We start from the raw sequence: 26948 nt of genomic DNA, 5'->3' as shown, positions 1-26948 counted from the left end.
GAGAAGGGGTTTACGTTGGATCTGTCGTCTGCTGCCTGGGTGTTGCATGACACCCGCCTGATTATCTGCTGCCTGATTGCGATTGCCACGATCATCGTTTTGATCAGTGTCACCAGGCTTCCTCCGTTTCTGTCGATTCTGGTGGGGGCTTTCATTGCAGGGATCGGCGCGGGGTTGCCGCCGGAAGCCGTTGCCAAAGCGTTCAGTAAAGGCGCAGGCGGTATTCTCGGGGAGGCGGGGATCATCATTGCCCTAGGGGCGATGCTGGGTGCGTTGATGGCCGAGTCGGGGGCCGCAGACCGGATTGCTACCACTTTGCTCGGGCTGGGCAAGGGCAAGACGTTGCCCTGGGTCATGGCGCTGGTGGCGATGGTCATTGGCCTGCCGCTGTTCTTCGAGGTCGGGCTGGTGATGATGGTGCCGATCATTTTTGTGATGGCGCGCCAGTCCAATCAGCCGCTGCTGAAGATTGCCATTCCGGCACTGGCGGGCATGACCACGCTGCATGCCTTGATGCCTCCGCATCCGGGGCCGCTGATTGCGGTCAGTGCCTTGCACGCCGATCTGGGGCTGACCATGTTGTTGGGGCTGTGCATTGCGGTTCCGGCGGTGATTCTCGCGGGCCCTCTTTATGGCAACTGGTTGTCGAAACGCATGCACATCGCAGAGCCTGCCGAATTGGGTGAGCTGTTCAGTGCCAGGCCCAATGTCAGCCGCCGGCCGAGTTTTGCCATTTCGTTGCTGATCATTCTTTTGCCGGTGATTCTGATGCTCGGCAGCACCCTGGCCAAGGTGCTCATGGAGCCTGAAAGCAGCCTTGCGCTGACCTTGAAGTTTCTCGGCGAGCCGCTGGTTGCCCTGGGTATCGCGGTGCTGGCTGCAACGGTGTGTCTGGGTTGGGCCAACGGTCTTTCCCGGGAACATGTGGGCGGGACCTTGCGTAAAAGCCTGGCGCCGATTGCCGTGCTGTTGCTGACCATCGGTGCCGGTGGCGGTTTGAAGCAGACCCTGCTGGATGCGGGTGTCAGTCAGACGATCAGTAAAGTGGCGGAGGGCGCACACATGCCCTATCTGCTGCTGGCTTGGCTGATTGCCGTGGCGCTGCGGCAGGCAACCGGTTCTGCCACCGTGGCGACCACCACGACCGCGGGCATCCTGGCACCGATGATGGCTGGACTTGCACCGGTCGAGGCCTCGCTGGTGGCCCTGGTAATCGGTGCAGGCTCGGTGTTCTTCTGTCACGTCAACGATGCCGGCTTCTGGATGGTCCGCGAATACTTCGGGCTGCAACTGAAGCAGACGATCTGGGTCTGGTCAGTGCTGCAGACCATCGTTTCGGTGGTCGGGCTGGTTGGCACGCTGCTGTTATGGCACTGGCTGGCGTGACGCCGTAGCCTCGGGAATGCGCCGCAAGACATCGTCATAAGGCGCAAGGTCGAGAAAGGCAGTGACTTCCACTGCCTTGCCGTTGCGCATATGAAAGATCCAGGCATAGCTGTTGTTGTAAGCCTGTCCGTCACGGGCCATGCCGGTACCGTCCCACTGGATGATGACGTGATCGCCATCCGCCCAGACCTGCTTGCTGACGGGCCTGACCGGTCTGGACAGCCGGGATACGAATGGCCGGATCGCCTGTTCGATAAACGGCTCGAGACCTCGGTAGACCCCGGCACTCGGCCCCGAACCCTTGATCGTCCAGACGATGTCCGGTGCCAGCATTTCACCGAAAAAACGGTTGCCACCTGCGGCCCAGCGATCGAATGCCTCGCTGACGATTTGCTTGTTGCGTGCCGCAACGTCTGGCTCCGAAGCAGCAGCTACCGTGCTCGACATGATCAGCGCAACGAGCGCCAGGACTTTTCCAGCGTTTGAAAGGCTCATGGCAAAGACTCCCTTTTGAAGAAGCCGCCTGCGGGAGGCGGCTTGCCGGCGACTGTCAGATGGTTTTACCGCCCTTGCCACGAACCAGAGAGCGGTCCACGAGCCCCACCAAATATCAGTTGTTGCACCATCGGCCTTGATACGAAACGGGCCGGGAAGATCGGCTCGGGCGCACTGGCCCGATCCAGGCGTGCAATATGTTCGTCGTCCAGTTGCAGGCTGAGCGCGCCCAGATTGTCCAGCACCTGAGCCAGAGTTCTGGCACCCATGACCGGCGCGACGACGGCGGGATTGTGCAGTGTCCACGCCAGCGCCACCCGGGAAGGCGTCGTATCGGTTTCTCTGGCGATATCGCCGACAACGCTGGCGATTTCCAGAGCGCGTTCATTCATGTGGCCGGATGAGCTGATCACGCCCTTGCGGGTCGGAGAAACATTCGCTTCGCTGGCCTGACTCAGATCGTCGCGGCTGTATTTGCCGGTCAGAATGCCGCCACCCAGCGGCGACCACGGCAGCACGCCAAGGCCCATTGCCTGTGCCATCGGGATCAGTTCGTGCTCGACGCTGCGCTCGACCAGGCTGTATTCGATCTGCAAGGCCACCAGAGGCGACCAGCCGCGAAGGTCGGCGAGGGTTTGCAACTGCGCGACCTTCCACGCCGGGGTGTTGCAGATGCCGAGGTAGAGCACCTTGCCGCTGCGCACCAGATCGTCCAGCGCCCGCATCACTTCGTCGGCAGAGGTGGTGAAATCCCAGGCGTGCAGGTAAAGCAATTCGATGCGGTCCGTATCGAGTTGCCTGAGGCTGGTTTCCACCGAGCGAAGCAAATTCATGCGGTGGTTGCCGCCCGAGTTGGGGTCACCGGGGTCGCGGGCCATGGTGTATTTGGTCGAGACCACCAGACGATCACGCTTGCCCTTGAGGAACTGACCCAGGATGCGCTCCGAAGCACCGTTGGTGTAGTTGACGGCGGTATCGATGAAGTTGCCGCCATGATCGACGTAGGTATCGAAGATCTGCCGCGCCTGGGCTTCATCCGCGCCCCAGCCCCAGTCGGAACCGAAGGTCATGGTGCCAAGGGCGAGTGGCGAGACGCGCATGCCTGATCGTCCGAGCAGGCGGTATTGGTCGAGTGCTGAAAGAGTGGACATACTGAACTCCTGACAGAAAGTGGAACCTGAAATCCGTAGGCATCAGTCTGCATTCTGTGGCGCGCCTGCCTGTAGCCGGATCGTCCGCTGTCCTTGCACGATTATCCGGGAGCGCAACAGGCCTGACCCTCAAAGGAGCAAACATGGGCCCTCTGGAAACGCTGGTCGATCTCATCAGCCGTCACGCTCCGACTGACGGCATACACCCGACACCGATTGCCGGTGTCAGTCTGGTTCGCTCGGATTCGCCGACCGTTCCGATGCCTGTGGTCTATGAACCGACTCTTTGCCTGATTGCCCAGGGCCGCAAGCAGGTCATGGTCGGGACTACGTCCTATATCTACGACGCAGCCAAATACCTGGTGGCGTCCGTGGACATTCCCGTGACCGGATCGGTGATCGAAGCGAGCGAGGCAGAGCCGTATCTGTGCCTTGTGCTCGACCTGGACATGACGGTGTTGAGCGAGCTGGTCCTGCGCTATCCGGCCCCGGACGAGACGAATGGTCTGCCCGCTGCCGGCATCGAACTCAACGACACGACCCCCGAACTGCTGGACGCCGTTGCAAGGCTGGCCAGGCTGCTGGAGACGCCGGACGATATCGAAGCCCTGGCCCCGCTGACGATTCGCGAGATTCTTTACCGGTTGCTGATCGGCAGCGGTAACGGCGTGGTTCGGCAAATGGCCAGGGCAGACAGTCGCCTTAGCCAGATCGCCAGGGCCATTGCCTGGCTGCGCAGCCATTACAGCGAAACCTGCCGCATCGATGACATCGCCGATATCGCAGGCATGAGCCGTTCCACCTTTCATGCGCACTTCAAGGCGGTCACCTCCATGAGCCCCCTGGAGTTTCGCAGCCAGTTGCGGCTCCAGGAGGCCCGTCGGTTGATGGTGGCCGAAGCGCTGGATGCGGCAGGTGCCGGTTACCGGGTGGGCTACGAAAGCCCTTCGCAGTTCAGTCGGGATTACGCCCGCATGTTCGGGTTGCCACCGGCCAAGGATGCCGGTCGCTTGCGTGGAGCCGTTCAAGCACCTCTCACTTCGACGTGACTTCAAAGAGTCATGTGGGGCTTTTCAAACTATTTTGGTGTGGTACTGTACCGTACCAAATTTATTCAAAGGCACCCATTCCATGGCTATACAGCGCAGCACGGCCTCCAGCGCGCATCGCACCCCAAAAGGCGCGCAGCGGGTCGACAACCTGACGGTGGTTGCGGCGCAACTGTTTCTGGAGCGTGGTTTCGACGCCGTGGCTGTCGACGATCTGATTGCTCGCGTGGGGGGCTCGCGACGCAATGTGTACAGCCATTTTGGCGGCAAGGAAGGCCTGTTCGAGGCCGCGATGATGCATATCTGTGCCGAGATGGCCAAACCCCTGGAAGAAATGAACATTCAAGGGCTTGAAGTCGAGCGGGTTCTCTCGGGCTTCGGGATCGAACTGGTACGAATCGCACTGTCGCCGCGAACACTGGCCGTTCACCGCCTGCTGACCACCGAAGGCAAGCGCTTCCCGGAAATTGCACAGGCCATGCTTGCGTGCAGCTACCAGAAAGTCATCGGGATTCTGGCGCGCTGGATTGCCGAGCAGCAGGCCCAGGCAGAACCCGCTTTCTCAAGCGCGATTCCGGCCGATGCGCTGGCTGTGCAATTTGTCAGCATGATTTCCAGTGATCTCAAGTTACGCGCCATCGTCGGGCTGATCCCCACAGAGCTTTCTGCCGAGAAGGTCGACAGCATTGTCGCCAGCGCCGTGCACACCTTTCTTTATGGCGCGGCAACCGGTCGAGTGGACCGTGCCGGGCTATCACCCCGTCAGCCGTGACTGGCTGCTGGATGCACTTGTGTTCCATCAGGAGAGTTGCACCATGAAAGCCATTCGCATCGATGCCTTCAACGATATCCCCAGTCAAAAGGAGGTACCTGTTCCCGTTATTGCGCCGGATGAGGTGCTGGTCCGTGTCCAGGCAGCGGCGCTCAATCCTCTGGATGCGCTGGTGGTGTCAGGCGTCGCAACCCGGTTCTTTGATATCGCGCTGCCGTTGACCCTCGCCACTGACTTTGCGGGCACCGTGGAGCGGGTCGGTTCGGCGGTCAGGCAATGGCTGCCAGGCGACCAGGTGATTGCCTGGGCCGACGCAGGCAAATGTGGCGGCCTGGCGGAGTTCGCCGCGATACCCGCCAGTGCGTGTGTGCGTTTGCCCGGAAACCTGTCGTATGTCGAAGGTGCCGCAATTCCCACCGCAGCGGTAACGGCCTGGTATGCGCTGTTTGCGGGCGCAGGTCTGAAGCGCGGCGAAACCGTCTTGATTCATGCGGGGGCGGGTGGCGTTGGCACGTTCGCCGTTCAGTTCGCTCACAAGGCCGGTGCGCGGGTGATCGCCACGGCGTCGGGAGAAGGTCTGGAACTGGCGCGCAGTCTCGGTGCGGATCATGTCATCGATTACAGATCGCAGGACTTCACCGCTGTCGTTTCCGAGGTCGATGTCGTGCTTGATCTGGTCGGGGGCGACACTCAGTTGCATTCCTATAAGGTTCTGCGCAAATGGGGACGGCTGGTATCCACAGTGATGCCGCCGGATCAGGCCGCAGCCGGGGTCTACAAGGTGACGGCAAGCATGTTCTACGCCAAGCCTTACGCCGAGCAACTGGGCGAGCTGGTGTCATACATCGCCGAAAACAACGTGCGGGTGGTGATTGATCTTGAGCGGCCTTTCGAGGCGTTCGACGAAGCCTGGGCGCGTCAGTTGTCCGGGCGGGCGCGGGGCAAGATCGTTATTGCCGAACCTGAGGGTTGAATCCTGCAGAAGCGTTCGTCGCCCTGCCCGATGAGGGCGGGGCGGTTCAGCCTGCCTTGATGAAATCAATGAAGGCCCGCAAGGGCGAGGGCAGGTAACGACGCCCGGGGTAATAGAGAAACGGCCCCGAAAAGTTCTGCCACCAGGGCTCGAGTACCGGTTCGAGGGCGCCACTGTCCAGATGAGGCCGTAACCAGTCTTCGAACAGATGGATAATCCCCAGGCCATCGATGGCCGTCTGTATGGCCATATCCATTGCGCCGCCTATCCTGACCACCAGCGGGCCACTGGGCTCGACGCAGATCACTTCGCCATTGCGCTCGTATTCCCAGGCAGGCATTGCGCCGCTGGGAAATCTGCCCCGCAGACAGGCATGCTCAAGCAGGTCGCGTGGATGCTCGGGACGCCCCCGTGCGTCCAGATAAGCCGGTGAGGCTGCCGTAGCACAACGCTGGATACGCGGCCCGATGGGGATCGCAATCATGTCCTGTTCCAGACGCTCATCGTAACGAATACCCGCGTCGCAGCCCGCCGCGAGCACATCGACGAAGCTTTCCTCTGCAATCACTTCCAGGCGGATCTCGGGATAGGCTTGCAGAAATGGCGTGATGATCGAAGGCAACACCACCCGCGCGGCGCTCAGGGGCACGTTCAGCCTGAGCGTGCCGGAAGGTCTGTCGCGAAAGTCGTTCACCACATCCAGTGCCGCCTCGACTTCGCCCAGTGCCGGTACGATGCGTTCCATCAGTTTTCTGCCGGCCTCGGTCGGTGTCACGCTGCGCGTGGTGCGATTGAGCAGACGCACTCCCAGGCGTGCTTCCATGCGGCGTACTGCATCGCTGAGGCTCGATGCGGACTTGCCGCTGACCCTGGCACCTTCACGAAAACCCGCAGCGTTGACCACCGCCACGAATGCCAGCAAGTCCTGAATGTCTGTTGTCACTGTTCGCTCTCCCGTACAAGCTGTGCTGATTGCAATGGATTATCAGATCAGTCGTCAATACCTATAGTGGCTGCACATCACTATTGGACAGAGGCAGATCACATGAGCGACGCCAGCAAGGCAGGTACATTTCTACTGGGTGACCGCACAATCAATCGCATGGGCTACGGCGCGATGCAGTTGGCAGGTCCTCATGTCTTTGGTCCACCCAAGGACCCGGACGCGGCAATCGCAGTGCTGCGTGGCGCGCTGGAGTCCGGTGTCAACCATATCGACACTGCCGACTTCTACGGGCCGAACATCACCAACCAGTTGATTCGTCAGGCTCTGCACCCTTACGCCGATAACCTGGTGATTGCCACCAAGGTGGGTGTCCGGCGTGGCAGCGATGCTTCATGGCTGCCGGCCCATGATCCGGACGATCTGATTCGTGCCGTACACGACAACTTGCGCTATCTGCAACTGGACGTGCTGGATGTCGTGAACTTCAGGGCCTGGGGTACTCAAAACGCGCCCGCCGAAGGTTCTATCGAAGAGCCGTTCACGGTACTGGCCGAACTGCAGCAACAGGGATTGATCCGGCACCTTGGGCTGAGCAACGTCACGGCCTCTCAAGTCAAGCAGGCGCAAGGTATCGCCAGGGTCGCCTGCGTGCAGAACCACTACAACCTGTCGCATCGCAATGACGAGTCTCTGATTGCCGATCTGGAGGCCCAAGGCATCGCCTATGTGCCGTTCTTTCCTCTGGGTGGTTTCACGCCGCTGCAGTCCGAAGTCCTGGCGAGCGTTGCCCGGCGTGCAGGTGCATCACAGCTTTGTGTGGCGCTGGCGTGGCTGCTCAAGCGCTCTCCCAATATCCTGCTGATTCCCGGCACATCGTCTGTGGCTCATCTGCGAGAGAACCTGACAGCCAGCGAATTGAACCTTGCGCCAGAGCTGCTGGCCGAGCTCGATGCCATGGCCTGAGCCGCAGCCGTCCGCAAAGCGCAAGACTTCCAGCTGAAAAACCGGATAATGGGCGCCAATCGTTTGCTCGCTATTCTGGTAATCCCGCATGGAAATCAAGGTCAACTTTCTCGACAACCTCCGACTTGAAGCCAAGTTCGATGACTTCACGGTGGTTGCCGATCAACCTATCCGCTACAAGGGCGATGGTTCGGCACCGGGACCGTTCGACTATTTCCTGGCTTCATCGGCCTTGTGTGCGGCTTACTTTGTGAAGTTGTACTGCGAAACCCGCAATATCCCCACCGACAACATTCGCCTGTCGCAGAACAACATTGTCGATCCGGAAAACCGCTACAACCAGATCTTCAAGATCCAGGTCGAACTGCCTGCCGATATCTCCGCCAAGGACCGTCAGGGCATCCTGCGCTCCATCGACCGTTGCACGGTAAAAAAGGTGGTGCAGGCCGGGCCTGAGTTCGTGATCGAAGAAGTGGAGAATCTGGACGCCGATGCTCAGGCGTTGCTGATGCCGAGTCTGTCCTCGGGAGAGGGCACCTGCATTGTCGGCAAGGATCTGCCCCTGGAGCAGACCATTGCCAATATGTCGGGCATCCTGGCGGGTCTTGGCATGAAGATCGAAATCGCCTCGTGGCGCAATATCGTTCCCAATGTCTGGTCGCTGCATATCCGCGACGCGCAATCGCCGATGTGCTTTACCAATGGCAAGGGCGCGACCAAGGAAGGCGCACTGGCGTCGGCGCTGGGCGAGTTCATCGAGCGGCTCAACTGCAACTTCTTCTACAACGACCAGTTCTGGGGCGAAGACATCGCCAATGCCGAGTTCGTGCATTACCCGGACGAGCGCTGGTTCAAGCCGGGCCGTAAAGACGCGCTGCCGGAAGAAATCCTCGACGAATACTGTCTGGACATCTACAACCCCGACGGCGAACTGCGCGGCTCGCATCTATACGACACCAACTCCGGGAATGTGGAGCGTGGCATCTGCTCGCTGCCGTATGTGCGCCAGTCGGATGGCGAGGTGGTGTACTTCCCGTCCAACCTGATCGAAAACCTGTTCCTCAGCAATGGCATGAGTGCTGGCAACACACTGGCCGAAGCACAGGTTCAATGCCTGTCGGAAATCTTCGAGCGGGCGGTGAAGCGCGAAATTCTGGAAGGTGAAATCGCCTTGCCGGATGTGCCGCAGGACGTGTTGGCGAAATACCCCGGCATCCTGGCCGGTATTCAGGGTCTGGAAGAGCAGGGCTTTCCCGTTCTGGTGAAGGATGCGTCCTTGGGCGGCGAATTCCCGGTGATGTGCGTCACCCTGATGAACCCGCGTACCGGTGGCGTGTTCGCCTCGTTCGGCGCGCACCCAAGCTTTGAAGTGGCGCTGGAGCGCAGCCTGACCGAATTGCTGCAGGGCCGCAGTTTCGAAGGCCTGAACGATTTGCCGCAGCCGACCTTTGAAAGCCATGCGGTGACCGAGCCCAATAACTTCGTCGAGCACTTTATCGACTCCAGCGGCGTGGTGTCGTGGCGCTTCTTCAGTGCCAGATCCGACTTCGAATTTGTCGAGTGGGATTTCTCCGGCGAGGGCGAAAACTCCAACGCCGAAGAAGCCGCAACACTGTTCGGCATTCTCGAAGACATGGGCAAGGAAGTGTACATGGCGGTGTACGAGCACTTGGGTGCGTCGGCCTGTCGCATTCTGGTGCCGGGTTATTCCGAGATCTACCCGCTGGAAGACCTCATCTGGGACAACACCAACAAGGCGCTGCTGTTCCGTGCCGACATCCTGAACCTGCACAGCCTGAACGCCGCCAGCCTGAAAAAACTGGTCAAGCGCCTGGAAGACAGCGAGCTGGATGACTACACCGACATTACCACCTTGATCGGCATCGAGTTCGACGACAACACGGCCTGGGGCCAGTTGACGATCCTTGAGCTGAAACTGCTGATCTACCTCGCCCTGCAGAAGTTTGAAGAGGCGAAAGAGCTGGTAGAAGCCTTTCTGCAATTCAACGACAACACTGTCGAGCGCGGCCTGTTCTATCAGGCCTTGAATGTGGTGCTGGAAGTTGAACTGGACGAAGAACTGGCGCTGGAAGACTACGAAGTCAACTTCCGCCGCATGTTCGGCAACGAGCGAATGGACGCGGTGCTGGGCTCAATGGACGGCAGCGTCCGCTTTTACGGCCTGACGCCGACCAGCATGAAACTCGAAGGCCTCGACAGACACCTGCGCCTGATCGACAGCTACAAGAAACTGCATGCGGCACGGGCGAAGGCGGTATAGCGATACGTGGTTTGAAATGAAGCTGTCGCGACCCTCTCACAGGATGAACACCTCGTGGGAGGGAGCTTACCCGCGACATATCAGTTGGCCTTGCGCCCGCGTGCGGCGGGCTTGACCGGCACGCTTGCTCCATATTCGCTCCACCAGGCAGCGAGCGCTTCCATTGTTGGCCCAAGGCCGCGAGCCTTCCGGGTGATTTCATATTCGACGCGCGGTGGTACTTCCGCAAATACGGTGCGCGATACCAGGCCGTCGGCCTCCAGTTCTCGCAGTTGTGCTGTAAGCATGTGCTGAGTAATACCGGGAATGGCTTTGCGCAACTCACCAAAGCGATAGATTCGCTGATTGAGCAGCCACATGATTTCCAGTTTCCATTTACCTGAAAGCAGAGCAAATGCACGACGCATTTCTTCATGCATATTGACTGTAGTTTCCTCAATAGTCTGGTTTTCCATACTAGCCACCATTAATTCATCCTACTTGTTGAAGTTCATGTGAGGCGACATCCTCGCCACTTATTGAACTTACTTTCAAGTCAGAGAGAAAAAATGACCACTTATTACCTCTACTGGATCAGCACTGTATTGTTGTCGCTGCTTTATTTCACGTCAGCAGGTCTTTATATCGCCAAAGGCGACTTTGTGCGAAAGGCCCAGGCGGAGCTGGGATATTCGGCCCCGTGGCTTGTACCGTTCATGATCGTCGTCAAGGTACTCGGCCCCCTCGCCATTCTCTGGCATTTCAATGTAGCGCTGAGTGATCTTGCCTACGCTGGCATGTTCTATCACCTGATATTGTCCGGGATGGCTCACCTGGGTGTCCGCAATCCCAAAAGCGCACTGCCTGCTGCCTTGGGCCTCATTTTTCTGATGGCTTCCTTCTCAACGCAAAACGCTGTTCGTGACCTGCAGTCGCCTTATGCGCCTGCGGCCACGGTTCTTGAAACAACTCTTGGTTGATGGAGGGCCGGCCCTCTGAGCAGGGCCGGCCGGAAGGCGTTTACCGAGAGCCGCTGTCGTAAGCGGCCTGCCCGGCGTCGGCGTCCTTGCGGCGTGCCGGGTCTCCGAGCCAGAGCATCAGGCAGGTGCCGAGCATCAGGATCGAGGCGACCACGTAGAACGGGACGGCGAAGGACTGGGTGGCGTCCTTGATCAGGCCGATCAGGAAGGGACCGGCAAAGCCTCCAAGGTTGCCGATGGAGACGATCAGCGCCAGCCCGCCTGCTGCGGCGCGTCCGGTCAGGATGGTGGACGGAATGGCCCAGAAGGTCGCCTGGAATGACAGGATGCCGGATACGGTCAACGCCAGGCAGGTGACTTTCATTATCGGCTCGTCAGTGAGCGCAGCACCCACCAGAGCCACGGCCGCAAAGGCGAGTGCGCCGGCCACATAGGGCAGGCGTTGCTGGCTGCGGTTGGCCAGGCGTGCCCAGATCGTCATGGATATTGCACCGAGAACATAAGGCAGTGCTGTGACCAGACCGACGGTGGTGTTGGTCATGCCCAGGCTTTTGATGATCTGTGGCATCCACAGGCCGATGCCGACAGAACCGACGATGCAGCAGAAGTTGATCGCGGCCAGTGTGAAGACCTTGGGGTTGGTCAGTGCGCTGCGCAAGGTGTTGCCGTGGGAAGAGCCGATGGCCTGCTGCTCTTGCTTGAGGCGCTCGCCCAGCCAGGTTTTTTCCCGATCATTCATCCAGCGCGCCTTGGCCGGAGTGTCCACCAGCACGAACAGGCAGGCAATGCCCAGCAGCACCGCTGGCAAGGCTTCGGCGATCAGCAGGAACTGCCAGTTTTTCAGCCCCATGATGCCGTGCATTTCCATCAGCCAGCCGGACAATGGCGAACCGATGATGTTGGCGGTGGGAATACCCAGCAGGAAGGCAGCGATAGCCTTGGCACGCCATTTACCGGGAAACCAGTAGGTGAAATACAGATAGACCCCGGGCGTGAAGCCGGCTTCTGCCACGCCCAGCAAAAAGCGCAGGATGCTGAAGCTGATCGGCCCGGTGGCGAAGGCTGTGGCCATGGAAATCAGGCCCCAGGTGATCATGATCCGGGCAATCCAGACCCGGGCACCGAAGCGTTGCATGAGCAGGTTGCTGGGGATCTCGAAAATGAAATAACCAAAGAAAAACAGGCCTGCTGCCCAGCCGAACATGGTGGCGGTCAGGCCCAGATCCTTGTTCATGCTGATGGCGGCAAAACCGACGTTGGTGCGGTCCAGGTAGCTGATGACGTAGCACAGGAATATGAAGGGTAGGATACGCAGCATCACGCGGCGCAGCAGTTTCTCGCCTTCTTCATCGGACAGAGGAGGGAGCGGATCGGGAATGTTCTGGGTCATGGCGTCACTTCTTTTGTAATTGTTTTGAAGACATGGTGAGGCGCGTGAGTCAGCTATGCGAATACATGGCCAGCCCCGGCGTTGTTGTGGTCACTTGCAGGATCGAGCCCGACTCCGACTCGGTGATGTAAAGGTTGCGGTTGTCCTGACCGCCAAAGGCCAGGTTCGTGTTGCTGATGCCCTGGCAGGAGACGATGCGTTGCAGCGGTTCGCCGACTTTCGACAGTTTCCATACCGAGCCGAAACCGGTGTGCGCGATGTACAGGTTGCTTTCGCTGTCCAGCGCCAGACCATCCGGCCCGCCCAGACCGCCGTGCAATTGAGCGAAGACCCCGACCTTGCCAATGATCGAACCGTTGCCCAGTGGAATACGCCAGATCTGCTGGGCGCGGGTCACCGCTATCAGCAGGTGATTGAGGTGTGGGTCGAAAACGATGCCGTTCGGGCTGGGGATGGTGTTGATCAGGCAGGACAGGTTGTTGTCACTGCTCAGTTTGTAGACTCGCCCGGTAGGATCCTGCAGGCCGGTCTGGCCCTGATCGGTGAAATACAGGTCGCCGTTGGGGGCGAAGACCAGATCGTTGACCCCCTTGAAGCCTTCGGAGCCTGCCGATTCCAGAAGTGGCTCGATATGCCCGCTCTGAGGCTCAAGCACCATGATTCCGCGTTTGTAATCGGTGATGAAGATTCGCCCGTCGCGATGGATCTTCAGGCCATTGGGCCAGCCGTCGTATTCGCATACCAGCTCCCATTCACCTTGCGGGGAAATCCTGAAAATCCGGCCATAAGGGATATCGGTCACATAGAGGTTGCCGTTGCGGTCGAAAGACGGGCCTTCCAGAAACGAATCGATTTCACGACTCTGACGGTTGGCATCCGCCCACGCGGTGCGACGTGGTTTGCGGAAATGGTTCGGCAAGCGGGTGAAAACAGTGGTTTCGACGATGGAGGGTGCGGGAAAGAAGCTCATGGTCGCTCCTGAGGTTTGAATTGTTATGGTTAAAGTAAAACCTGATTTCAAAATAATGCATTTTATGTCGTTGATCGACATTTAATTCTTGAAAATTGAATTTTATTGAAATGTTGTTCTGATTTTTTTGATTTCGCTTGTGCGACAGGCGAGGCGGGCGCTGCGGGTGGTGGGGCATGCCTGCAACGATGGCGAGGATGACCTCGTTGTCGGATAATGCCCGGTCAAGCCTGCTGATGGGCTCCACAAGTCGAGGTGTCTGTAATGGTAAAAGCGCGGCCGCGCCCTGCGGTGAATGGTGTGGCTTCGGCCGACAGGGTCTTGACGGTGCTCACAGCATTTCAGGTTGGCGATAAGGCGCTGAGTCTGGTCGAGTTGGTCGAGCGTACGGGGCTTATCAAAAGCACGATCATGCGCCTGATGGTTTCACTGGAAAATCATGGGTTCATCACGCGAATGGCTGACGGGCGCTATCAGTTGGCCAGTGAAGTCATGAGGCTCAATGCCGTTTACCAGGAGTCGCTCGATCTGGAAGGCCATGTAATGCCAAAACTGCATTACCTGTCCGAGCAGACCGGTGAAACCGTATCCTTTTACGTTCGCCATGGTGCCTACCGCATGTGTCAGTACCGGGTGAATTCTGTGCATCGGCTGCGGCTCAATATGCAGCCGGGTGACATGCGTCCAATGGATGAGGCTGCCGGAGCCCAGGCGTTGCGCGCTTCTTTCCAGACCGCAATGGCGCTGGAAAAACCGTTTTATTCCTGTGGCGCGACCGACCCTCATGCCGCCTCTGTTGCACTGCCGATTTATGGCGCCCAGCAGGAACTGATGGGCGCTCTGGTCATTTCAGGACCTGCAAGCCGCTTGACGCAAGAGGCTGCCGAGAGTTTCAGGGCCGTCTTTTTTGACGCCGCCCGCGACCTGATGCGTAGCCTGGGTTGCAAGGCGGCAAGTCACTCCGGTGCTGTCGAGTCAGAATCCGTAAAGTGATACGGGGTTATCGCGCAGAATCAATGTGCGCTTTTGCTCGTCGCCAGCCCAGGCCCACAGCAGGTCCAGAATGGCGGCGTCGTCGGGTTTCAGGTCCGCAGCCAGCGTAGGGTGGGGCCAGTCGCTGCCCCACAGCATTCGTTCGGCGTTTCTCTTGATCAATGCGCTGGCAACCTTTCCCGAGTCTTCATAGTGCGGCGCTCCCGAGAGCGAGCGAAGGTAGGGAGCGGAGAGCTTGACCCAGGTTCGTTCATTGTCCAGCAGCCGGGTTAGTGAGGCGAATGCATCGGACTTCACGCCTTCGGGCTGGGGGACGTGCCCCATGTGATCGATCACCAGTTTTGTCGGTAGTCTGGCTAGGCGTGGCTCCAGTTCCACCAGATGAGGTCCGGTGGCGACTTGCACGTTCCAGCCAAGCTCGTTCACTCGAGGGGCGAGTTGTTCAAGGTCATCGAGTGACGTATTGCCGACGCTGAAATTGAAGCGTATGCCACGCACGCCAGCATCATGCAGGCGGCCCAGTTCCTCGGCGCTTATCGACGGATCCACAACGGCTACCCCGCGCGCGTTACCTTGGCTGCGCAGGAGCCCGTCGAGCAGGATGCGATTGTCGGTGCCGTAAGTGGACGGCGTCACGATGAGCATTCTCGACATGCCCAATCGCCGTTGCAACTGGCGATAGTCATCGAGTGAGGCGTCGTCCGGGAGCAGCTTGGCAGTGGCGACGGCAGGGTAGCGTCCATCATAGAGGTGCATGTGGCAATCAACGCTACCGGCCGGTGGAGAGTGTCTGGGTGGGGCGTCACCGCGGCTGAAAGGGACGTTGGCAAGAACGCCCATGGACGCGAGTGCACTCAACGCGCTTCCTGCCTGCAGGAAGCGGCGACGAGATAAAGCCATCTGATAAACCCTCTTTGTTGTATTGAGGCGTTGCTCGGTGTGGTGTTTCAGCTCTTGGCGACGGCAGCCTCGCTCTGTTCGGCCTGCTCGCGTTCACGCTTGCGGCCGATGACCAGAACCATGACGCCTGCAAGCGTGCACAGCGCCGCCAGGGGCATCAGTGCCAGGGCATGGCTGTCTGTTGCGTCATGAATCGCGCCATAGGCATTTACCATGATGCCGCCGCCGATCAGGTTGGCCAGTGCGCCTACTGCTGCGAGCCCCGCCGCGGCAGTAGAAGACGAAAGCCAGCCGGAAACCAGTGCCCAGAACGGACCCTTCATCGAGTAGGCCCCAATCAGCACCAGGCTCAGCATGATCACCGTGGCCACCAGCGATGAAGTGAACAGGGTCAGCAGCAGGCCGCCCGCGATCATCAGCATGGTCATTGCCGTATGCCAGCGACGTTCGCCGGTGCGATCGGAACTGCGTCCCCACACAATCATCAGTACCGAAGCGAGGCCATAGGGAATGGCGTTGACCAGACCGATCTCCATGGCACTCAAGCCAAAGGTCTTGAGCAGTTGCGGGGCCCAGACGCTCATGGTGCTGCCAGCGGCAGAGGCACCCGAGTAGATCAGTGCCAGTACCCAGATATCCTTGTGGCGAAGCAGCTTCCACAAGGAAATGTGTCCGATGGTGGTTTTTTTCGAGGCCTCTTCTGCCAGACGCCGGGTCAACCAGTTGCGTTGCTCGTTACTGAGCCAAGTGGCTTGCTCGGGGCGGTCGGTCAGGACGAACAGGCAGGCGATCCCCAGCAATACGGCCGGAATGCCTTCGATGATGAACAGCCAGTGCCAGCCGCGCATGCCCATCCAGCCATCCAGGCTCAGTAACAGCCCCGACAGAGGAGAGCCAATGAAGTTGGCGGCGGGAATGGCAACCATGAAGATGGCAACCATGCGGGCACGATAAGCGGAAGGCAGCCAGTAGGTGAGATACAGCAGCACGCCGGGGAAAAAGCCGGCCTCGGCAGCGCCGAGCAGGAAACGCATCACGTAGAGCGAGTTGGCTCCCTGCACGAAGGCCGTCCCTGCGGAAATCAATCCCCAGGTAATCATGATCCGGGCTATCCAGATACGCGCGCCATACTTTTGCATGGCCAGATTGCTGGGGACTTCCAGAAGAAAGTAGGAAAAGAAAAACAGACTGCTGGCAAAACCGAATACTTTGGCGGTCAGGCCCAGGTCTTCATTCATCTGCAGCGAAGCCATGCCGATGTTGCCACGGTCAATGATCGCAATCAGGTAGCAGACGATGAGAAAGGGCAATATGCGCCAGGCCACCCGGTGCATGGTGCTGCGTTCAAGTTCGCTGACGCTTGAGGTTGTTGATGTCATGTGACTCTCCGGTTCTTGTTTTTCTGGAGTGTTTCAATGAGCAGAGCTTCCCTCCCTTGAGGGAAGCTCAGGGTCATGGGATCAACGGTCGAGCAGGTGGCGGTTGACCACGCACCGAGGGTCCAGAGGCGTGCCCTCCCAGACATCGATGATCTGGCGGAGTGCGACGAGCCCCACGCGATCCCGCGCCTCGGAGGTGTTTGCGCCCACATGCGGGGTAGCGACCAGCGTCGGCAGCCCCCAGAGCGGACTGTCGGCAGGTGGCGGCTCAGGGTTGAAGGTGTCCAGACCGGCACCCGCTATCTTGCGTTCGCTCAGTGCGTCAACCAGAGCCTGGGTATCGATCAGCTCGCCGCGGGCTGTATTGATGAGAATGCAGCCAGGGCGCATGCGCTGGAATTGCGCAGCACCGATCAGGTTGTAATTGGCGTCGGTCAGCGGGCAATGCAGGCTGATGACATCGCTATCGGCCAGGAGGCGATCGAAGTCCTCTTCGCGCGTTACATGAGCCCGCTCGGGCAATTGCTGCAGATAGGGGTCATAGACCTTCACCTTCATCTGCAGCGGTGCCACCAGATCCATCAGGATGCTGCCGATCGAACCCAGTCCTACCAGGCCAAGGGTCTTGCCAGACAATTCAATACCATTCGCCGAAGACTTGTCCCAGTGCCCGTCACGCATACGTGCGTCCAGAAGAGCGGTCTGGCGGGCCACGCTGAACATGAGTGCAAAGGCGTGCTCGGCAACGGACTGCGCGTTGGCACCCACTGCAATGCAAACCGGCACGCCCAGAGCGGCGGCCGCCTGAATATCGATGGTGTTGAAACCCACGCCATGCTTGGCGATCACCTTGAGTCCGGGTGATGCCTCGATCATGGCTCGGGTCAGTTGACCCTGACGCACGATGATCGCATCGGGCTGCTCGGCGCGGATGATCGCTTCCAGTTCCTCGGCGGGGAGATAAGGCGTTGTAGGGATCACCCTGATGCCCTGGCTTGCAGCCAGGTGCATGGCGTCCGCTGCGAGTTCGGGGCCGGTGAGCAGGATGGTTCGGGTCATGTCAGACACCTTCTTGTTATGGTCGCTTCAGATGTGATGAGCAGGTTTTGCTTGTGCCCAACACTAGCATATTGAAACGTTGTTTCAATATTAAGATTTTGATTCTTGTTTTTGGTGAGGTGGATGGGGTTCAATGGGGTTGTTTTTTTAAATAATGAAATTCAATTCTGTTTTGTTTGGTTTCCGCACAACCGACGACATCGAACAACATCAATAACAGGGGTATGTCACATGAGCATTGGATTCAGGGTTCTGGAGCGCGTACGCAAGGTCGATGCAGGCTGGGTTTCGCGCTACCGCGAGGTGCCGGTCGCTAACGTCAGTGACTCGATGAACCGCATGACCGCAGGCGGGGCAAGGTTGCGCCCGATGCATCGCGCTGGCGTGCTGGCTGGTCCGGCGATAACGGTCAAGGCCCGTCCGGGGGACAACCTCATGCTTCACTACGCACTGGATATTGCCCAGCCAGGCGACGTGATTGTCGTGGATGCCGGTGGTGACCTGTCCAATGCGCTGATCGGCGAAATGATGGTCGCCTACGCCGTCAAGCGTGGTGTGGCAGGGATCGTGATCAATGGTGCGATCCGCGATGCCGGTGCCATCGGCCAGGGTGATTTCCCGATGTTTGCGGCGGGGATTTCACACCGGGGGCCATACAAGGATGGCCCGGGCGAGATCAATGTGCCGATCGCAATCGATGGCATGGTGATTGAGCCGGGCGACCTGGTGATTGGCGATGACGATGGTCTGCTGTGTGTGCCTTATGACCAGGTCGCGGAAGTGTATGAGCGCGCAGTGGCCAAGCACACCGCAGAGAACAAGCAGATGGAGCACATCGCCCAAGGCACCAATGACCGTACCTGGGTGCTGGAGTCTCTGAAGAAAAAAGGCTGCCTGCTGCCACAGTGATAGGTTGTTATGCAGTCCGAAAGGAAGCTGCCGCCTGGCATCTTCCCTTTCCCTTGAGTGAAATTTCCTAGAAAATCCCGGCCGCTTGTATGTGTCGATTCGGGGATTTAAGGTGCGGCGTCGCTGCAAAATCAGCGGCCGGGTTTGACGACCTGATCCTGCACTCGCAATCGCGCTCCATGCTGCCTCATGCCATTTCATGCATGAGGTTGCTTCATGGCGGCTGTGCGTCGGAGACCTTCGGGTCTGCCGGTGTGCGCGAGTGAAGGCCGGTTCGTCAACCTTCGCACAGCTGCCACCCAATTCGTTTGACGACGTCCGGCAGCTCTTTTTCTCACAAGGAGCTTTGACACAATGGACCTTCCATACCCCTCGTCACCCTGCACCGACCACCTCGAACCCACCATCTTCATCCGCCATCACCGTATGCTGCGCGCCGTGATGCTGGACGCTCAGGTCTGGTTTCCCTTGCAGGATCTGGCCCGGCTGATGGGCAAGCAACTGGACGAACGCGCCACCCTCAAACTCGATATCGACCAACGCCGCACCGTCTGGCTGCTGACCCACGGCAATTGGGAAAAATGCCTGATGATCTGCGAATCGGGCGTCTTCGCGATGCTCGTCCATCACTACGTCCCGGAAAACCGCGCACTGCGCCGCTGGCTCGCCCAGGAAGTATTGCCCGCACTGGATGTTCGTCATGCAGAGGTAGCCGATCAGCCCTTGCTGTACCAGATGCGCTGGCAGGGCAATACCCTGAGTTCGCTGCAATGGCATGGCGAGCTTTGGGTGAAATTGCGGGATTTGCCGGAGCTGGTTCAGGTGCGGCCCGAGGGTGTGACCGGCTCTTGGTGGCGGCGATTGCTGGGGCGTCGGTCGTTTTTTGCTTGATGGGAGCCGCTGCAACACTAGCGATTTGCTTATTCATGATTGCCGCGATGATGGGCCTGAGGTGATAAAACAGTAACTGTCAGCAGGATGGCCCCTTCCACATATATCCGGAAACCAGGACCGGTCCAGCGAAACGAAGTCTCAATGCCAGGGTCATGTTGTGCTGTAAGTGAAGGATAAAGAATGTCAGAAGAAATATTTGAAGTGTTGCTTGAAACCTCCATGAAGGAGTTGATCAACAAGCAAGATGAGCTGAGTAGCGTTTATGGGCTTGGCGATATGGCGCGTTGGTGGTTGGACCAAGAGTCTGCCACCGTCCAGTTTTTCGATGCCCATGACAGGTTGGTCATTGAGGCAGAGATACTGAACATTGGCTCGTTTGCACCCCAAAGCTCTAGTTGGAGATGGGCTTGGGGCAACTCCACGGTTCCCCCTGAACTTCGTCAAAAAGCGCTCCTGCTGAAACAATTGCAAGGCATCACAGGAATCGATCTTTTTGGGGATGAACAGGCATTTTCAATTGAGGGAGAAGAAATGGCTTGGGAGTTGGCGGCTATTGCGATCCATCATTTAAAAGCTTTGGGTTGTTACCGAGCCCCATCTTCGTCTGATGGTCCGATTATCTTTCTGGCCATTACCAGTGTGAAGCGCTTCAGTCACTGATTCATGCAGTGAAGCAATATTAATCTTTATCGCGAGAAACCAAGCCTTCCCGGATAAATCCGGCCCCACCTGATTCACAGCCTGTGTAGAATCATGCCGATCAGTCAAGGTCATTGAATGACTTGGTGGGAGGCAGCTTGCTGGCGACTTTCACACTGTCGCCGGCAAGCCGCCTCTATGCAGGAGCAGAAAATGCGGCAAAACCGAATCAGGATGATCATGCCGGCCAGCGCCGCCGACGTCTTTGAGGCCTTTCACGATCACGACGTGCGCATGCGTTGGGACAGTTTGTTGTCGCGGGCTGAAGTGGAGGGCGGCGGCAGTCACCCTTATGTCGGGGCGATCACTTTCAATCAGGGGCGTGGCTGGAAACGCATGTTTGCCATGCGCACCCGTTTTGTGAATTATCAGCCGGGCAGGGTTGCGGCTGCCGTGCTGGTGGAACCTGCTGGCTGGTTCGAGAGCTGGGCCGCATCGATGCAGCACCGCGACCTTGATGATTCTCGCTCGGAGCTGATCTACACCTTCCGTCTCCAGATGCGTCCACGCTGGTTGGGGCGAGTGCTCGATCCTCTGGTCAACCGCCTGTTCGAATACGAAACCCGTCGGCGTTTTGCTGCGATGGCAGAGTATTTGCGGTCCAGGGATTGAAATAGGCTTTACTCCAAGGGTCGTATGCGGTTCACCTCACCAGGAGCCACCATGCCGGGCAAGCCCGCTACGCCGCTGATGCGCACTGTCTCCCGGCTTTTCAATGTCGGGCAGGATGAGGTGCAGCCGGTCATTGTCGGCCTGCTGATGTTCTTCACGCTGTTTACCGGCTATTTCATGTTGCGGCCCGTGCGGGAAACCATGGGGATTGCCGGTGGCGTGGACAACCTGCAATGGCTGTTCACCGGAACCTTTCTTGCGACGCTGGTCATGCTGCCGGTGTTCGGCTGGCTGGCTTCACGGATGCCGCGTCGGGTGCTGGCGCTGTGGGTCTATGTGGGTTGCGCCTGCATTCTGCTGGTGTTTGCCGCCGTTTTCCGGTTGGAGCCGGACAACGTCTGGGCGGCACGAGCCTTTTATATCTGGCTGTCGGTATTCAACCTGATCGCCATATCCCTGGCCTGGAGCGTACTGACCGATGTGATGGTGGCGTCACAGGCCCGGCGGACCTTTGCGCTGATCGCCGCAGGGGCAAGCGTGGGCGGTCTGGCCGGTCCGGTTCTGGGGGCTTTGCTGGTGCGACCGGTAGGCCATGCCGGACTGCTGATCATCAGCGCCTTGCTGCTCCTGGCCTGCGCCGCGGCGGCAACGGGTTTGCATCGCTGGCGGGATGCGCGGCCGCTGTCTCAAACCGATGAACCGGCACCCAGACACAAGGCCCTGGGCGGCAATCCATTCGCCGGTGCTACTCAGACCTTTCGTTCGCCCTATCTGATGGGCATCACGCTATTTGTGTTGATGCTGGCGAGCATCAATACATTTCTGTATTTCGAGCAGGCACGCCTGGTGGCCGAGTATTTTCCGGATCGCACCGAGCAGACGCGGATCTTCGGCCTGATCGACGCCACTGTGCAGGCATTGTCCCTGATTATTCAGGTTTTTCTCACCGGACATATTGCCAGGCGCTTTGGTGTCGGCGTGTTGCTGGTGGCTGTGCCGCTGTTGATGGTGCCGGGCTTCCTGGCGCTGGCGTTCGCGCCTCTGTTCTCGATATTTGTGGTGGTCATGGTCATCCGCCGGGTGGGCGAATATGCGCTGGTCAGGCCGGGACGCGAGATGCTCTACGCCGTCGTGCCTGCCGAGCAGAAGTACAAGGCCAAGAACTTCATCGACACCGTGGTCTATCGCGGTGGCGATGCGGCCAGTGGCTGGCTCAAGCGTGCCATCGACCTGCTGGGCGATCATCCGGCAGCCGCCATGCTCTTCGGTGCAGTGCTGGCGGTGTGCTGGGGTGTGTGCGGTTTTCTGCTGGGGCGGCGTGAGCAGGCGCTGGAGAAGCATTGACCGTTTCTGTCTGCAGGTGAAGAAGCGATCAACAGGCGCGCGAACCTGGGGAAGGCCATGAAGCGAAAAAACGGTAAATAATCTTAACTAACCCGATAAAAGTGCCGACAACCAGTCTGGAGCTACGTTTTGCTCGATCTGATGGACCACAAGAGGGCGGCAGGGTGTCTATAAAACTACGTTTGCTTCTGCTTATGGGGACCGGCGTCATTGCCATCCTGATTACCAGTCTGGTCAGTTATATGGGTAATGCCCGGATGGCCGATGCGATGGAAGACAACGAGGTCAGCATGACCGCGCTGCGTAACCATCTTGAGGCCGACATGATGCACGACGCCCTGCGCGCGGATGTGCTTTCGGCGATGCTGGTGGGTCTGGGGCAGAGCGACAGCACCAAAGAAGAGGTGCGCAGTTCCATTGCCGAACATGCGGCACTCTTTCGTAAAGTCCTCGATGAAAACCTCAAGTTGCCGCTGGATGAAGTCATCAAGGCGGGCTTGAACAAGGTCAAGCCCAGCCTGGAAACCTATATTGCCGCTGGCGAAAGAATAGTCGCTCTGGCGCTCGACAACCCCGAAAGTGCGCATCGGGAACTGGGCGTTTTCAACAAGGCGTTCAGCCAGTTGGAAGACGAAATGGCCAGCCTGAGCGAGACCATTGAAAGCAGCACGCAACAGGCCAGCGAAGAAACCCGGCAAGCCAGCAGCAACGCCAACGTCACCCTGGCCGCGGTGTTGATTGCCAGTCTGATATTGCTGATCGTGCAAGGACTCTGGGTTATCCGAAGCATCATGGGGCCATTACTGACCGCCAGCCGGATTGCCGAAAGCATTGCCCATGGCAACCTGAGCGAACCCATTGTCGAGCCCCGGCAGCAGGATGAGGCAGGCATGTTGATCCGCAGCCTGGCAATCATGCAGCGCGACTTGCGGAGCATGATCGAGGTGGTGCGCAGCAATGCTCATGGCGTTACCGGTATGAGCCAGCAATTGAGCAGCGGCTGCCATGAAGTGGCGGACAGCAGCCAGCAGCAGAGTTCGGCTGCCAGCACCATGTCCGCAGCGGCCAGTGAAATGACCGCCAGCATCGAAGAAATCACCCGACACGCCGAGCGAGCCCTGAACATGGCCAACCAGGCTGAAGCACTGGCGCGAAATGGCGGTCGCGTGATCCATCAGGTGGTCAGCGATATGGAAGGCATTGCCCGTTCGTCGCAGCAGTCGGCACAGGTGATCCGCAATCTGGATGAAGAGTCCGAGGGCATTTTCAATATCATCCAGGTGATCAAGGGCATCGCCGACCAGACCAACCTGCTGGCGCTCAACGCCGCCATCGAAGCAGCCCGTGCCGGCGAGCAGGGGCGTGGCTTTGCCGTGGTGGCCGACGAAGTGAGAAGCCTGGCCGGACGCACCAGCGCCTCCACCCAGGAAATTGCCAGCATGGTTGCCCGCATCCAGCAAAACACCCGCGAAGCCGTCACCAGCATGGAAACGGGCGTTGCTCAGGTCGACAAGGGCATGGCCGTTACCGCCGAAGTCGAAACCGCTATCAAGGAAATCCTCGATGCCACACTGAACACGACCCAACTGGTCAACGACATCAGCCGCACCATCAGCGAACAAAGTCTGGCCAGCAACGAAATCGCCCATCAGGTGGAAATGATTGCCAGCATGTCCGAAGGCAACAGCAGAGTCATTGGCCAGACTGCCGGGACGACCGATGAATTGTCGGCGCTGGCGGGGCAGCTTTCGCAGTCGGTGGATCGGTTCAGGCTTTGAGTGTGCGGGGGACCGATGTCGGATGGATAAATACTATCTGAATAAGTCCCCTTGTTTTTATATGGATTTTTCTCAATAAAACAATAAAAGGATTTTCCGAACTTTATTCTGTGAATTTACATTGGGTGTTTTAAATTCAAATGTTCTAGCCATATCGCTCGATGTTGTTCGTGACCCGAGGAAGTGCTGCTAATGTAAAAATGAATGGAGGTGTCATAGGAGATGGCACAATGGAAAATCTAATGGACAGTTTTGCAAAGGCTGCACCGGGTTCTACATTCAGGGTTGAGGAGAAGTCGGGGCTTGTGAGTTTTTTATACGAAGGGGAACTGAAGTCCGTCGATGTGTCGAAAAGAACTATTGGTATATTGGATAAGGCTTATAAAGGAAAGGTTTATACGATTTCTGTTGATAATATTATTGCCGTCAACGGTCATGAGCCTTGGGATGCCTATTCCCTGAAAGCAGCACCGTCAGACAAGCAGGATCTTATTTTCTGGACTGGAGATAAATGGTACAACAGTTATTCGTATGAGCTGGGACTTGATACGGAGACTGTATTCTCTCGAGTCCCGGAAGGCACTGAACTTGTAATACCGGCTGACTTCTGCGGAACCCAGGTGCCTCAGCAGGGTTCGCTTGCAGTGGTCGACTATCAGACCGGGCTGGCCATTCTAGACAGCATCACTTCGCCCGGACAGAAAATCAAAGTGCCCATGAACAAGGTGGCTGCGATTGATAACGGGGTGATCAAGCCCGTCAAGTAAGTAGTAGAAAGATCGAACAGGACCATGCTGACAGCGCACATCATGTGTCTCTTCAAGGCAAGAGCAGGGGCCTGATAAAGGTCTTGCAGTCTTCCGATAAGTTGACGGTTTAATTTCGGCCTGGGGCCCCTTTTGTCCTATCATTCGCCTTTTAACAAAGGCTGATGCATTCTCATGACAACCGCACCCACCACCCTGCTCGCCGCTCTGCAAGCTTCCACAATGCTGGAAATCGACGGGCTTCACGCCTGGGAATTCTCTCTGGCCGATGACCTGAATATCGAGTGCATGGATGGCCGCGAGCGCAAGGTATGGCGTTTCAGCCAGGCGCAGATTCAGGCCGCGGTCTTCGATGAAAGCCTGCAAAGCTGGGTCATCAATGATGGCAATGCCGATCACCGGATCGTCTGCCTCGATGCATTCACCCCGAACGATGAGGATGAAGGCGAGCTGGATTGAGCCTTGCGCAAAACTCCATGAGCGATAGCCTGTCATACCCCTGACTGTCGTGAAGACGGCACCCATAATTTCAACAAGAAAAGGAATGCCCCCATGACTCCTGCATTTTTGCCGTGGCTGGCGCTTGCCAGTGCAATCAGCATTTTCCCTGTACAGGCTCAAACCATGTCCGATACCGATTTGCTGGTGGGGTCTTACACCCAGGGCAAGAGTGAAGGCATCTACCGTTTCGGCTTCAACAGCCAGACCGGCAAGATCGATCCCGCCCCGCGTCAGGTGATTCGTGCTGAAAACCCTTCCTGGCTGACCCTGTCCAAAGACGGGCGTTACTTGTATGCGGTCAACGAGAACGGTCCGGGGCAGAGCGATGTGGTAGGCAAGGTCAGCAGTTTTGCCATCGCACCCAAGACTCATCAGGTGACGCCGCTCAATCAGGTCAAGAGCAGGGGCGACGAACCGACTCATTCGAGCCTGAGCCCTGATGGGCGTTATCTGTTCGTTTCCAACTATGCCGTGCAGCCCGATCCTGGCGGATCTCTGGCGGTATTGCCGGTTGGCAGGGACGGCAAGCTTCAGGACGTCGTGCAATCGGCCGGGCCGAATGTTGCCAGTCAGGTGAATCCGGAGCGGCAGATGTCTTCCCATGTGCATGCGGCGGTACCGACGCCTGAGGGCAAGTACGTGGTTGCTGCCGATCTGGGAGCCGACAAGTTGTTCGTGTACAGCTACGACGCCAGTCAGGCCAGGCCCCTGCAGCCAGCCAGTACGCCTTCGGTGCAGTTGCCAGGCGGTAGCGGGCCTCGGCATATCCTGTTCAGCCGCGAGGGCAAGCATGCCTGGCTGGTGCTGGAAATGTCGGCTCAGGTCGCGGTGTTCGATTACCTGGATGGCGAGTTCAAACAGACTCAACTGGTCGATCTGAAAAACCAGGGCGTGCAGCAGCGCAATGGTGCCGGTGGTCTGCATGCGTCGCCCGATGGCCGCTTTCTTTATGTCGCCAACCGTGGCGAGGCCAATCAGTTGCTGGTTTTTCGGATCGACCCGACCACCGGCAAGCTTGAGGAGCTGCAACGTCGTTCAGTGGAAGGTACGGAACCACGGGAATTCAGCTTCGATCCCAGTGGTCAGTTCATGCTGATCGCCAACCAGAAGAGCAACCAGATCGTCACGGTTCGCCGTGATCCTCAAACCGGAATGCTGGGTGAAACGGTGCAGAAAGTCGATTTCGATTCACCTTCGGATCTGCATTTCCTGACCGACGATTGATCGTCGCCAAGGCTCAAGCCTGCGGTTTGCGCGGGCTTGAGCAACTATTAATCCAGATGATATGCGTTAGTGGCATAAAAGATTTTTGAATGAGCAGCCTCGGGCGTAAGTTTGAGTCAAGGCCACAGCGGCCACCACTTGAATCCAAGCGTGCATATATAAAAGACCACCGAGGGTTGACGACATGAACTTCAATATCTTTTCCATCATTGCAGCATCGGCTATTTCGGCATCGGTTGTTCTTCCCGCCAGCGCCAGTGTTGAAGTGACCGACAAAAAAGCCCACGCTACCCAGACTTACACGCCCAAGTACCTGCAACAGAGTGCCAACTTCTATGCCGCGCTGGATCACAAGACTGCGCAGTAAGCACTGACTCCCCAAGGTTTTCACAGGCTCACACAGGTTTTTGCGACCACTGCCCATTGCGTGGCAGACCATGCATCTACTGTGGACTGGGCTTATACCGGATCCCTCGTTACTTAATGAGTAGCGGGGGATTTTTTATGCCTGGTTATTGGTCATGCGTTGAAGTTTTATACTTCACTCATCAAAA

At 58.1% G+C, this 26948-nt stretch carries 27 protein-coding genes and 1 pseudogene; 19 read left to right on the top strand and 9 right to left on the bottom strand.

Going from position 1 to position 26948, the window contains the following annotated elements; genetic code table 11:
- The first annotated feature begins 15 nt into the window (after positions 1-15).
- Complete coding sequence (locus tag JSY17_RS15915; RefSeq protein ID WP_206402361.1) at positions 16-1386, top strand: GntT/GntP/DsdX family permease; 1371 nt, start codon at positions 16-18, stop codon at positions 1384-1386.
- On the opposite strand, the gene JSY17_RS15910 is transcribed toward JSY17_RS15915, so the two are convergent.
- Positions 1366-1881 carry a nuclear transport factor 2 family protein gene (locus tag JSY17_RS15910; RefSeq protein ID WP_206402362.1) on the bottom strand — a complete coding sequence of 172 codons (516 nt, stop codon included), beginning with the start codon at positions 1879-1881 and terminating at the stop codon, positions 1366-1368. The two genes, JSY17_RS15915 and JSY17_RS15910, sit on opposite strands and share 21 nt — an antisense overlap.
- 65 nt (positions 1882-1946) lie before the next feature.
- Positions 1947-3032, bottom strand: coding sequence for an aldo/keto reductase (locus tag JSY17_RS15905; RefSeq protein WP_201013238.1), 1086 nt, complete (start codon positions 3030-3032; stop codon positions 1947-1949).
- Between the two features lie 143 nt (positions 3033-3175).
- On the opposite strand from JSY17_RS15905, the gene JSY17_RS15900 reads away from it, so the two are divergent.
- The 3 genes from JSY17_RS15900 (at position 3176) to JSY17_RS15890 (ending at position 5826) form a co-directional block, all read left to right on the top strand.
- Entirely contained in the window at positions 3176-4081 is a 906-nt protein-coding gene (locus tag JSY17_RS15900) for an AraC family transcriptional regulator (RefSeq protein WP_206402363.1), read from the top strand.
- A gap of 82 nt (positions 4082-4163) precedes the next feature.
- Positions 4164-4853, top strand: coding sequence for a TetR/AcrR family transcriptional regulator (locus JSY17_RS15895; RefSeq protein ID WP_200999252.1), 690 nt, complete (start codon positions 4164-4166; stop codon positions 4851-4853).
- On the top strand, positions 4798-5826 hold the full coding sequence (locus JSY17_RS15890) for an NADP-dependent oxidoreductase (protein WP_206402364.1): 1029 nt from the start codon (positions 4798-4800) through the stop codon (positions 5824-5826). The genes JSY17_RS15895 and JSY17_RS15890 overlap by 56 nt, the downstream gene beginning before the upstream one ends.
- 46 nt (positions 5827-5872) lie before the next feature.
- Here the strand turns inward: JSY17_RS15890 and JSY17_RS15885 are convergent, their stop codons facing one another.
- The gene (locus JSY17_RS15885; protein WP_122372882.1) at positions 5873-6769 is read right to left on the bottom strand and encodes a LysR family transcriptional regulator; all 897 of its coding nucleotides are present in this window, start codon (positions 6767-6769) and stop codon (positions 5873-5875) included.
- Positions 6770-6871: 102 nt separating this feature from the next.
- Between JSY17_RS15885 and JSY17_RS15880 the strand changes: the two genes are divergently transcribed.
- Positions 6872-7735, top strand: a complete 864-nt coding sequence (locus JSY17_RS15880) for an aldo/keto reductase family oxidoreductase (RefSeq protein WP_206402366.1) — start codon at positions 6872-6874, stop codon at positions 7733-7735.
- Positions 7736-7823: 88 nt separating this feature from the next.
- Complete coding sequence (locus tag JSY17_RS15875; protein ID WP_117183672.1) at positions 7824-10016, top strand: OsmC domain/YcaO domain-containing protein; 2193 nt, start codon at positions 7824-7826, stop codon at positions 10014-10016.
- A gap of 80 nt (positions 10017-10096) precedes the next feature.
- Here JSY17_RS15875 and JSY17_RS15870 read toward each other — a convergent pair whose 3' ends face one another.
- Positions 10097-10423, bottom strand: a complete 327-nt coding sequence (locus JSY17_RS15870; protein ID WP_200979077.1) for a winged helix-turn-helix transcriptional regulator — start codon at positions 10421-10423, stop codon at positions 10097-10099.
- Between the two features lie 141 nt (positions 10424-10564).
- Between JSY17_RS15870 and JSY17_RS15865 the strand changes: the two genes are divergently transcribed.
- Positions 10565-10975 (top strand): DoxX family protein, encoded by a 411-nt coding sequence (locus tag JSY17_RS15865; RefSeq protein ID WP_206402368.1) that lies wholly within the window; start codon positions 10565-10567, stop codon positions 10973-10975.
- Positions 10976-11015: 40 nt separating this feature from the next.
- Here JSY17_RS15865 and JSY17_RS15860 read toward each other — a convergent pair whose 3' ends face one another.
- Positions 11016-12365 (bottom strand): MFS transporter, encoded by a 1350-nt coding sequence (locus tag JSY17_RS15860; RefSeq protein WP_206402370.1) that lies wholly within the window; start codon positions 12363-12365, stop codon positions 11016-11018.
- A gap of 49 nt (positions 12366-12414) precedes the next feature.
- Positions 12415-13335 carry an SMP-30/gluconolactonase/LRE family protein gene (locus JSY17_RS15855; RefSeq protein WP_206402371.1) on the bottom strand — a complete coding sequence of 307 codons (921 nt, stop codon included), beginning with the start codon at positions 13333-13335 and terminating at the stop codon, positions 12415-12417.
- Positions 13336-13599: 264 nt separating this feature from the next.
- On the opposite strand from JSY17_RS15855, the gene JSY17_RS15850 reads away from it, so the two are divergent.
- Positions 13600-14328 carry an IclR family transcriptional regulator gene (locus JSY17_RS15850; protein WP_122370212.1) on the top strand — a complete coding sequence of 243 codons (729 nt, stop codon included), beginning with the start codon at positions 13600-13602 and terminating at the stop codon, positions 14326-14328.
- On the opposite strand, the gene JSY17_RS15845 is transcribed toward JSY17_RS15850, so the two are convergent.
- From JSY17_RS15845 to JSY17_RS15835, 3 genes are all read right to left on the bottom strand, one after another.
- Positions 14311-15084, bottom strand: coding sequence for an amidohydrolase family protein (locus tag JSY17_RS15845; protein WP_232849482.1), 774 nt, complete (start codon positions 15082-15084; stop codon positions 14311-14313). The two genes, JSY17_RS15850 and JSY17_RS15845, sit on opposite strands and share 18 nt — an antisense overlap.
- A gap of 191 nt (positions 15085-15275) precedes the next feature.
- Complete coding sequence (locus JSY17_RS15840; RefSeq protein WP_200999242.1) at positions 15276-16607, bottom strand: MFS transporter; 1332 nt, start codon at positions 16605-16607, stop codon at positions 15276-15278.
- Between the two features lie 81 nt (positions 16608-16688).
- Positions 16689-17666, bottom strand: a complete 978-nt coding sequence (locus JSY17_RS15835) for a hydroxyacid dehydrogenase (protein WP_206402374.1) — start codon at positions 17664-17666, stop codon at positions 16689-16691.
- Positions 17667-17897: 231 nt separating this feature from the next.
- Between JSY17_RS15835 and JSY17_RS15830 the strand changes: the two genes are divergently transcribed.
- The 11 genes and pseudogenes from JSY17_RS15830 (at position 17898) to JSY17_RS15785 (ending at position 26761) form a co-directional block, all read left to right on the top strand.
- Positions 17898-18575, top strand: a complete 678-nt coding sequence (locus tag JSY17_RS15830; protein WP_206402376.1) for an RraA family protein — start codon at positions 17898-17900, stop codon at positions 18573-18575.
- A 354-nt stretch (positions 18576-18929) separates the two neighbouring features.
- On the top strand, positions 18930-19466 hold the full coding sequence (locus JSY17_RS15825) for a BRO-N domain-containing protein (protein ID WP_206402378.1): 537 nt from the start codon (positions 18930-18932) through the stop codon (positions 19464-19466).
- A gap of 183 nt (positions 19467-19649) precedes the next feature.
- The gene (locus JSY17_RS15820) at positions 19650-20129 is read left to right on the top strand and encodes a DUF6882 domain-containing protein (RefSeq protein ID WP_206402380.1); all 480 of its coding nucleotides are present in this window, start codon (positions 19650-19652) and stop codon (positions 20127-20129) included.
- Positions 20130-20321: 192 nt separating this feature from the next.
- Entirely contained in the window at positions 20322-20780 is a 459-nt protein-coding gene (locus JSY17_RS15815) for an SRPBCC family protein (RefSeq protein WP_122370200.1), read from the top strand.
- A gap of 51 nt (positions 20781-20831) precedes the next feature.
- On the top strand, positions 20832-22124 hold the full coding sequence (locus JSY17_RS15810) for an NTP/NDP exchange transporter (RefSeq protein WP_404823372.1): 1293 nt from the start codon (positions 20832-20834) through the stop codon (positions 22122-22124).
- Between the two features lie 101 nt (positions 22125-22225).
- Positions 22226-23044, top strand: a pseudogene (locus JSY17_RS26075) (MCP four helix bundle domain-containing protein); the annotation flags it as partial.
- Entirely contained in the window at positions 23039-23902 is an 864-nt protein-coding gene (locus JSY17_RS26070; RefSeq protein ID WP_404823374.1) for a methyl-accepting chemotaxis protein, read from the top strand. The pseudogene JSY17_RS26075 and the gene JSY17_RS26070, both read left to right, overlap by 6 nt.
- 230 nt (positions 23903-24132) lie before the next feature.
- Positions 24133-24669, top strand: a complete 537-nt coding sequence (locus JSY17_RS15800; RefSeq protein ID WP_206402382.1) for a hypothetical protein — start codon at positions 24133-24135, stop codon at positions 24667-24669.
- Between the two features lie 174 nt (positions 24670-24843).
- On the top strand, positions 24844-25128 hold the full coding sequence (locus JSY17_RS15795) for a DUF5629 family protein (protein WP_117186170.1): 285 nt from the start codon (positions 24844-24846) through the stop codon (positions 25126-25128).
- 93 nt (positions 25129-25221) lie between these two features.
- The gene (locus JSY17_RS15790; RefSeq protein ID WP_206402384.1) at positions 25222-26394 is read left to right on the top strand and encodes a lactonase family protein; all 1173 of its coding nucleotides are present in this window, start codon (positions 25222-25224) and stop codon (positions 26392-26394) included.
- A 184-nt stretch (positions 26395-26578) separates the two neighbouring features.
- The gene (locus tag JSY17_RS15785; protein WP_117183688.1) at positions 26579-26761 is read left to right on the top strand and encodes a hypothetical protein; all 183 of its coding nucleotides are present in this window, start codon (positions 26579-26581) and stop codon (positions 26759-26761) included.
- The last annotated feature ends 187 nt before the right edge of the window (positions 26762-26948 follow it).

Source organism: Pseudomonas capsici (genome assembly GCF_017165765.1).
Lineage (GTDB): Bacteria > Pseudomonadota > Gammaproteobacteria > Pseudomonadales > Pseudomonadaceae > Aquipseudomonas > Aquipseudomonas capsici.
This window is presented reverse-complemented; position numbering and strand designations above follow the sequence as displayed.

Bases quoted from the DNA above. Each gene is read 5' to 3' on its own strand.
- JSY17_RS15845 (WP_232849482.1), bottom strand. From the start codon at position 15,084: ATGCACCTCTATGATGGACGCTACCCTGCCGTCGCCACTGCCAAGCTG.
- JSY17_RS15810 (WP_404823372.1), top strand. From the start codon at position 20,832: ATGCCGGGCAAGCCCGCTACGCCGCTGATGCGCACTGTCTCCCGGCTT.
- JSY17_RS15795 (WP_117186170.1), top strand. From the start codon at position 24,844: ATGACAACCGCACCCACCACCCTGCTCGCCGCTCTGCAAGCTTCCACA.
- JSY17_RS15785 (WP_117183688.1), top strand. From the start codon at position 26,579: ATGAACTTCAATATCTTTTCCATCATTGCAGCATCGGCTATTTCGGCA.
- JSY17_RS15900 (WP_206402363.1), top strand. From the start codon at position 3,176: ATGGGCCCTCTGGAAACGCTGGTCGATCTCATCAGCCGTCACGCTCCG.
- JSY17_RS15880 (WP_206402366.1), top strand. From the start codon at position 6,872: ATGAGCGACGCCAGCAAGGCAGGTACATTTCTACTGGGTGACCGCACA.
- JSY17_RS15850 (WP_122370212.1), top strand. From the start codon at position 13,600: ATGGTAAAAGCGCGGCCGCGCCCTGCGGTGAATGGTGTGGCTTCGGCC.
- JSY17_RS15830 (WP_206402376.1), top strand. From the start codon at position 17,898: ATGAGCATTGGATTCAGGGTTCTGGAGCGCGTACGCAAGGTCGATGCA.
- JSY17_RS15790 (WP_206402384.1), top strand. From the start codon at position 25,222: ATGACTCCTGCATTTTTGCCGTGGCTGGCGCTTGCCAGTGCAATCAGC.
- JSY17_RS15855 (WP_206402371.1), bottom strand. From the start codon at position 13,335: ATGAGCTTCTTTCCCGCACCCTCCATCGTCGAAACCACTGTTTTCACC.
- JSY17_RS15910 (WP_206402362.1), bottom strand. From the start codon at position 1,881: ATGAGCCTTTCAAACGCTGGAAAAGTCCTGGCGCTCGTTGCGCTGATC.
- JSY17_RS15815 (WP_122370200.1), top strand. From the start codon at position 20,322: ATGCGGCAAAACCGAATCAGGATGATCATGCCGGCCAGCGCCGCCGAC.
- JSY17_RS15825 (WP_206402378.1), top strand. From the start codon at position 18,930: ATGGACCTTCCATACCCCTCGTCACCCTGCACCGACCACCTCGAACCC.
- JSY17_RS15835 (WP_206402374.1), bottom strand. From the start codon at position 17,666: ATGACCCGAACCATCCTGCTCACCGGCCCCGAACTCGCAGCGGACGCC.
- JSY17_RS15895 (WP_200999252.1), top strand. From the start codon at position 4,164: ATGGCTATACAGCGCAGCACGGCCTCCAGCGCGCATCGCACCCCAAAA.
- JSY17_RS15875 (WP_117183672.1), top strand. From the start codon at position 7,824: ATGGAAATCAAGGTCAACTTTCTCGACAACCTCCGACTTGAAGCCAAG.
- JSY17_RS26070 (WP_404823374.1), top strand. From the start codon at position 23,039: ATGCAGCGCGACTTGCGGAGCATGATCGAGGTGGTGCGCAGCAATGCT.
- JSY17_RS15820 (WP_206402380.1), top strand. From the start codon at position 19,650: ATGTCAGAAGAAATATTTGAAGTGTTGCTTGAAACCTCCATGAAGGAG.
- JSY17_RS15800 (WP_206402382.1), top strand. From the start codon at position 24,133: ATGGAAAATCTAATGGACAGTTTTGCAAAGGCTGCACCGGGTTCTACA.
- JSY17_RS15860 (WP_206402370.1), bottom strand. From the start codon at position 12,365: ATGACCCAGAACATTCCCGATCCGCTCCCTCCTCTGTCCGATGAAGAA.
- JSY17_RS15870 (WP_200979077.1), bottom strand. From the start codon at position 10,423: ATGCGTCGTGCATTTGCTCTGCTTTCAGGTAAATGGAAACTGGAAATC.
- JSY17_RS15865 (WP_206402368.1), top strand. From the start codon at position 10,565: ATGACCACTTATTACCTCTACTGGATCAGCACTGTATTGTTGTCGCTG.
- JSY17_RS15840 (WP_200999242.1), bottom strand. From the start codon at position 16,607: ATGACATCAACAACCTCAAGCGTCAGCGAACTTGAACGCAGCACCATG.
- JSY17_RS15890 (WP_206402364.1), top strand. From the start codon at position 4,798: ATGGCGCGGCAACCGGTCGAGTGGACCGTGCCGGGCTATCACCCCGTC.
- JSY17_RS15905 (WP_201013238.1), bottom strand. From the start codon at position 3,032: ATGTCCACTCTTTCAGCACTCGACCAATACCGCCTGCTCGGACGATCA.